The organism is Leuconostoc sp., from assembly GCF_965300815.1.
On record NZ_CBDKZH010000070.1, the window covers coordinates 1 to 7,065 of the forward strand.

Annotated in this window: 7 protein-coding genes; 6 read left to right on the forward strand and 1 reads right to left on the reverse strand. The window is 43.1% G+C overall.

Annotation, left to right across the window (positions count from 1 at the left end; all coding sequences use genetic code 11):
* Positions 1 to 1,166 (forward strand): ATP-binding cassette domain-containing protein (locus ACW12G_RS05515; RefSeq protein ID WP_455647463.1); only part of this gene is annotated, 1,166 nt, incomplete at its 5' end.
* Positions 1,167 to 1,215: 49 nt separating this feature from the next.
* Here ACW12G_RS05515 and ACW12G_RS05520 read toward each other — a convergent pair.
* Positions 1,216 to 1,338 carry a putative metal homeostasis protein gene (locus ACW12G_RS05520; protein ID WP_186727231.1) on the reverse strand — a complete coding sequence of 41 codons (123 nt, stop codon included), beginning with the start codon at positions 1,336 to 1,338 and terminating at the stop codon, positions 1,216 to 1,218.
* A 237-nt stretch (positions 1,339 to 1,575) separates the two neighbouring features.
* Between ACW12G_RS05520 and ACW12G_RS05525 the strand changes: the two genes are divergently transcribed.
* From ACW12G_RS05525 to ACW12G_RS05545, 5 genes are all read left to right on the forward strand, one after another.
* A complete protein-coding gene (locus ACW12G_RS05525) occupies positions 1,576 to 2,544 on the forward strand; it encodes a gluconeogenesis factor YvcK family protein (protein ID WP_010004213.1) in 969 nt (322 codons plus the stop codon).
* Between the two features lie 4 nt (positions 2,545 to 2,548).
* The gene (gene whiA / locus ACW12G_RS05530) at positions 2,549 to 3,493 is read left to right on the forward strand and encodes a DNA-binding protein WhiA (protein WP_019040415.1); all 945 of its coding nucleotides are present in this window, start codon (positions 2,549 to 2,551) and stop codon (positions 3,491 to 3,493) included.
* 147 nt (positions 3,494 to 3,640) lie between these two features.
* On the forward strand, positions 3,641 to 4,243 hold the full coding sequence (locus ACW12G_RS05535) for an ATP-dependent Clp protease proteolytic subunit (RefSeq protein ID WP_010001192.1): 603 nt from the start codon (positions 3,641 to 3,643) through the stop codon (positions 4,241 to 4,243).
* 210 nt (positions 4,244 to 4,453) lie between these two features.
* Positions 4,454 to 5,452 carry a D-2-hydroxyacid dehydrogenase gene (locus tag ACW12G_RS05540; RefSeq protein WP_455647464.1) on the forward strand — a complete coding sequence of 333 codons (999 nt, stop codon included), beginning with the start codon at positions 4,454 to 4,456 and terminating at the stop codon, positions 5,450 to 5,452.
* Between the two features lie 133 nt (positions 5,453 to 5,585).
* Positions 5,586 to 6,824, forward strand: a complete 1,239-nt coding sequence (locus ACW12G_RS05545) for a PTS transporter subunit IIC (protein WP_146976355.1) — start codon at positions 5,586 to 5,588, stop codon at positions 6,822 to 6,824.
* Positions 6,825 to 7,065: the final 241 nt, after the last annotated feature.

The following is a 7,065-nucleotide window of genomic DNA, read 5'->3' on the forward strand; positions in this document are numbered from 1 at the left end:
TCGGCCCTGGTGCGGGTACCTTGGGTGGCGAAATTGTCGCGACTGGGACGCCAGCGGAAGTAGCGGCTAATCCAAACTCACTTACGGGTCAGTATCTTTCTGGGAAAAAGTTTATTCCAGTACCAACTCAGCGTCGCGAGGGTAATGGCCAGGCCATTACGATTAAAGGGGCGCAAGAAAACAACCTGAAAAACGTGACGGTCAAGTTCCCTTTGGGCAAATTTGTGGCCGTGACAGGAGTGTCGGGTTCTGGTAAATCAACACTGGTAAACCAAATTTTGAAGCGCGCATTAAAGCAGAAGTTAAATCATAATTCAGAAAAGCCGGGGAAGTATCGCACGATTGAAGGCGTTGACAACATTGAACAAGTTGTTGACATCAACCAATCACCAATTGGGCGCACGCCACGTTCTAATCCGGCAACCTATACCGGTGTATTTGATGATATTCGTGAGTTGTTTGCGCAGACGAACGAAGCTAAGATGCGGGGTTACAACAAAGGCCGATTCTCATTTAATACCAAGGGTGGTCGTTGTGAAAATTGCCGTGGCGACGGTGTGATTAAAATTGAAATGAATTTCTTGCCTGACGTTTACGTGACCTGTGAAGTCTGTGGCGGCACACGTTATAATACGGAAACGTTGGAAGTGACATATAAAGGGCATAACATTTCACAAATTTTGGACATGTCAACCACAGAGGCACTAGCCTTTTTTGCCCCAATTCCCAAAATTGCCCGTAAGTTACAAACGATTGTGGACGTCGGCCTTGGCTACATCAAGTTGGGCCAATCGGCGACGACCCTATCGGGTGGGGAAGCCCAGCGCATGAAGCTTGCCTCAGAATTGCACCGACGCACCAACGGTAAAACAATGTATATCTTAGACGAGCCAACAACTGGTCTTCATGTCGATGATATTGCGCGTTTGCTGGTCGTTTTGGAACGACTTGTTGAGGCGGGAAATACTGTCGTGGTGATTGAGCACAATTTAGACGTGATTAAATCAGCTGATTGGGTTATTGATATGGGACCAGAAGGTGGTGAAGGTGGCGGGAACGTCTTGGTCACTGGAACGCCTGAAAAGGTGATGGCGCATGCCACATCTTACACGGGTAAATATCTTAAAGAAATTATCACGCGTGATTTGGCGCGGGCAGTAAATTAATAACAGAAAAAAGCCCACTGTTCTCAGAACAGTGGGCTTTTAATGACGATTAGCGTGATGCTTTCTTTTGCTTATCTAAGTCGTGAATAGCCTTCAAAGCACGCTTGCGTGTTTTGATATTTGGGCTCTTTAACTTCCGTGCTGCTGAAGCAATATCTAATTTTTCTGTCATGTGATGAGATCTCCAATTTGTTTGTATTTGCAAATAGGGACGGTATGCTCACAAGCATACTAGCAATCTTACTTACATATAATAAGTATACCAAAAATCTGAAAAATTGCAACTATCATGCTAAAATGTGAGATAATGAAAAGAAATCAAGGAAGGTGAAGACGTTGACTACCCGTCTGCGACTGCTGCTGTGTCGCTGGTCTCAGATGGTATCAGGTAGTATGAACAATTGGAAATATGCCAAATAAACCAAAAATAGTGATCATTGGCGGTGGTTCAGGATTACCCGTCATTATTAAACCGCTTGTTAAAGAACGTATCGATTTAACCGCTATTGTCACGGTTGCGGATGATGGTGGATCAAGTGGTCTACTACGTAATTACATTAATATTGTGCCCCCTGGTGATATTCGCAACATCTTAGTGGCAATGTCAGACGTGGATCCGGCCATCAAACAAGTCATGCAATATCGTTTTGATGCCAAAGACGATTTTTTTGCCCAGCATGCGGTGGGAAATTTGATTATTGCCGCCATGACTGAAATGCATGATAGCATTTTTGATGCTGTGCAGCACCTGGCAGACTTTATGAAAGTGCGGGGCCGTATTTACCCCGTTTCGAATGAGCCACTAGTTTTGCACGCGGAATTTAAAGATGGCAACATTTTGGCCGGTGAGTCCGAAATTACAAAAGCGCACAAGACAATCGATCATGTTTGGGTCACCCGTGATGCCTCACAGGATATCCCTAGAGCTGCACCAGAAGTCGTTGAGGCGATTTTGGACGCTGATATGATTGTGTATGGACCAGGCAGTTTATTTACCTCAATTCTACCCAATGTGGTGGTGCCGGAAGTACGGACAGCATTACGATTAACGGCTGCCAAGCAAGTCTATATCTCAAATATTATGACGCAAAAAGGTGAAACAGATGCTTACACAGATGCCCAGCATTTGTTAGCCTTAAATGCTCATATTGGGGCACCAGTGATTGATTACGTGATTGCCAACGATGCGATTGTCCCTGATGATTTCGTTGATTTTCAAAAATGGCATGAAATTTCTAACCAAGTGAAATTAGACCCTGCCGCTGTTGCTGTGCAGGGCGCGCAAGAAATTGCTGGAGACTTTCTACAGTTGCGTGATGCCGGGGCGTTCCATGATGGCGATAAAATCATGGCAGAATTGATGCAAATTTTGGAGTGAAAATATGTCATACGCGGCTGATGTCAAAAAAGAATTAACAGGGTTACTGGTTCATGATGGTAACGCTAAAGCAGAATTATCGGCCCTAATGCGTATGAATGGTGTCAGTACGCTGGGCTTTGACCAAACCGTGTCTGTCAAAACTGAAAACGCCGCGATTGCGCGCCGTATTTACACGTTGTTAACGCAAAATTATGACGGCGTGGTGGTTGAAGTGACGATGGCTGATCACAGTTATTTATCACAGCATAAATCCTATGGTGTATTGCTGAAGACACAGGTTGAGGAAGTGTTGGCTGATTTAGGGGTTGATCCCTTTGGGTTACATCCAGAAATCCCGGCCCGGCTGTTAAACCAAAAGGATAAGCGACGGTCCTTTTTACGTGGGGCCTTTTTGGCGGCTGGTTCAGTGAACTCGCCAGAAAAAGCCAATTATCATTTAGAAATTTTTACAACCCACGAAGAACTCGCTGAAAAAATGTTGCAAATGATGCAAGAATTTAACTTGCCTGCTAAAATTACTGATCGTGCGGGCGGTTTTATTGTCTATCTTAAGCGGGCGGAAAAGATTGTGGATTTTTTGTCGCTGATTGGGGCTTCTCAGACCATGTTGCGATTTGAAGATATCCGTATGATGCGTGATATGCGCAATTCGGTCAATCGCATGATGAATGCCGAAATGGCAAATATGCAAAAAACAGCGGATGCGGCTAACAAACAAGTGCAACAGATTCTATTTATTGCCAATGCGATTGGGGATTTAGATTTGTTACCTAAAAAGTTACGCGATATCGCTAAAGCCCGTTTAGAGCATCCAGATGCCTCGTTAGCTGAACTGGGAGACTATCTAGAAATTAGTAAATCTGGGGCGAATCATCGCATGCGGAAGTTAAAAGAACTAGAACAAATGATCAAAGATGAGATACCGTTTGACTTAGCGAAGTTGTAAAACAAATTTTAGCACTCTAACTGTGTTTGTGCTAAAATAGTCTTAGTGACTCGGTACTGACATCGAGTGACACATAATTGACCAGTTTATCATGCCACCTGTTGGTGGGGATGGTAAACTGGGACCATGAAAAGGAGCTTAACAACTATGTGGCCAGGAGTTATTGAACAAACAGCAAACGGCCGTGAAAGCTATGACTTGCCTTCACGTTTGTTAAAAGATCGTATTGTTTTGGTACAAGGCGAAATCGAAGATAGCATGGCAACTTCAATTGTTGCCCAATTGTTATTTTTGGAAGCCCAAGATCCAACGAAAGAAATTTCAATGTATATCAATTCACCTGGTGGCTCAGTAACTGCTGGGCTATCAATTACCGATACCATGAACTTTATTAAGGCACCGGTGACAACTATTGTGATGGGCTTGGCGGCCTCAATGGGAACAATTATTGCCAGTTCTGGTGAAAAAGGGCACCGTTTCATGTTGCCTAATGCTGAATACTTGATTCACCAACCAATGGGTGGTGCTGCTGGTGGTACTCAGCAAACAGATATGGCCATTATTGCTGAACAATTGACGAAAACACGGGCAAAGTTGAACCGTATTTTGGCCGATGCGTCTGGCAAAGACTTGGAAACAATTGCACATGATACAGAACGTGATTATTGGATGAGCGCTGAAGAAACGTTGGAGTACGGCTTTATTGACGGTATTTTGACGAAATCTGGGGAAAAGCCAGTTGTCAAGTGATGATGAGAAAACTGATCGATAACTTTGTGAGTTGCGGTTAGCTTTTTTATTAGCTAGAAATGAACTTGATCAGGTAAAATGAGATGTAATATCATCAGGATTTCACGGTAATGCGTGCAATATAATAATCTCATTAAATTAATACTTTCACGTGCAAATATGCACAATATAGGGTAAAATAAGATAGTAATAAAATTTTTGGAGGATATTATGAAGATTTTTGCTTACGGTGTTCGTAATGACGAAAAGCCAGCGTTAGAAGATTGGAAGTCAGCTCATCCAGAAGTTGAAGTTGATTACACCCAAGAACTTTTGACACCAGAAACAGCCGCTTTGGCTAAGGGGTCAGATTCAGTGGTTGTTTATCAACAATTAGACTATACGCCTGAAACATTGAAGGCATTGGCAGAAGCTGGTGTGACAAACATGTCTTTGCGTAATGTTGGAACAGATAACATTGACTTTGAAACAGCAAAGGCTTTGGACTTCAACATTTCAAACGTCCCAGTTTACTCACCAAACGCGATTGCTGAACATGCAGCCATCCAAGTTGCTGCTTTGTTGTCACAAGCTAAGGTGATGGAAAACAAAGTGCAAAAGCGTGATTTGCGTTGGGAACCAACAATCCGTCGTGAAGTGCGTGACCAAGTTGTTGGTGTTGTTGGAACAGGTCACATCGGCCGTGTCTTCTTGGAAATCATGCAAGGTTTCGGGGCAAAGGTTGTCGCTTATGATGTTTACCGCAACCCAGAACTTGAAGCTGAAGGTGTTTACGTTGACACATTGGATGAATTGCTTGAACAATCAGACGTCGTGTCATTGCACGTACCACACATTCCAGGTGTCAATGATCAAATGATCAATGCAGAAACAATTGCTAAGATGAAGGATGACGCAGTCTTGGTTAACGTTTCTCGTGGTTTGTTGGTTGATACAGACGCCGTTGTTGCCGCATTGGATTCAAAGAAGTTGTTTGGCTTCGTAATGGATACTTATGAAGGCGAAGTTGGTGTCTTCAACAAGGACTGGTCAGAAAACGGTTTGGAAGACAAGCGTTTGGATGACTTGATCTCACGTGAAAATGTTTATGTGACACCACATACAGCATTCTATACAACGCACGCTGTGCGTGAAATGGTACATCAATCATTTGATGCTGCCGTAGCATTTGCCAAGGGTGAAACACCTGCAAATGCTGTGAAGTACTAAACACAGGAATACCCGCAGTAGCCGCGGGTTTTCTTATGTCATTTTGTGTCACGGTATGGCACGTAGTAAAATTTTGATGGAAAAAACTTAGCAATACAGTTAGGGATTGCTGTAATTTTAGGTGAGGGAAATTATGACGATTAAATCAGAAGGCCAAAAGTGGGCTTCAAAAGATTCACAAGACTTACGTAATGAAGAATACGCTCGTAAGGCTGTGGAAAATGCCCCAGTAACATTTAGTGGTGATACAGAACTTAAGTTGAAGGATTTCTTCTTTAAAGTTTTGTCTGGTTCAGCGCAAGGTATTTTGATTGGTGTGTTACCATCTGCGGTAATGAAGTACATCATTCAATATTCTGGTTTGGGGACAACCACATTTGGTGGAGATCTCAGCGCAATTTTGACGTTGTTCACATCATTCATCCCCGTTTTGATTGGTTTGGCGGTTGCCTTGCAATTTAAGATGAAGAGTTTGGATGTTGGGGTTGTGGCAATTGCAACAGCTGCAGCATCTGGTTCAATCAAGTGGGCGCAAGTACCAACTGGCTTTGTGAACCCAATTACAGGGGCTAAGACAATTGCGCCAAGTAATATCTACATTGCTAGCGGCGCTGGTGATGTGATCAATGCCATGATCGTGGCAGCCGTTGCAGTCTTTGTGACATGGTTAGTTGCCCGTTACTTGAAGGGCTTTGGTTCTGTTGCCATCATTTTGAGCCCAATCATCATCGGTGGTGGTGTTGGTTTGTTTGGTAAGATGATTGCACCTTACGTTGGGGCTGTCACAACTTGGATTGGTAACTTGATTGAAACGTTCACACGTTTGGCACCAATTCCAATGGTTATGTTGATTGCCATGGCGTTCTCAATTATCATTATTACACCTGTTTCAACTGTTGGTATTGCTTTGGCTATTTCATTGTCAGGTATCGGTTCTGGTGCTGCCGCAATGGGTGTTGTGGCCACAACAATTGTGTTGTTGATTAACTCATGGCGTGTTAACAAGCCTGGTGTCACAGTAGCGATTGCGCTAGGTGCCATGAAGGGTATGATGCCATCTGTCTTTGCTAAGCCGGTAACCATGCTACCATTCATGCTGGCAGCGGCTATCTCTGCCGTGCCAGTTGCGTTGTTCAACATTCAAGGGACACCAACAACTGCCGGATTCGGTTACATTGGATTAGTTTCACCAATCCAATCAATGGTGAAGGATCCATCAATTCCAGCAAACGTGATGAACCACTTCATTAATCCATTTACAGCTTTGATTGCTTGGATTATTATTCCAATCATTGCCGGATTTATTGCACAATTCATCTTCAGTAACTGGTTGAAGTTGTATACACCAGCTGATTTTGAACAAGAACTATAAAATTTAGTACGTATTAGCGTCACCTCAAATTAATGAGGTGGCGTTTTTATTTGACAAAAGCGTTGAGCAATGTAACAAAATTTCGCACCAATGTTACAAAAATATTAAATAAATCATGTTTTATATCGGAATTGCGGGGTATTTTTCACCAATCAGCGTTTTTAGCCTCGTTTTAAAAGCACCATGATACTGCGTGTTCAGCCGATTTTTTGGGGTGGGATGACTTTTTAAATATATATAT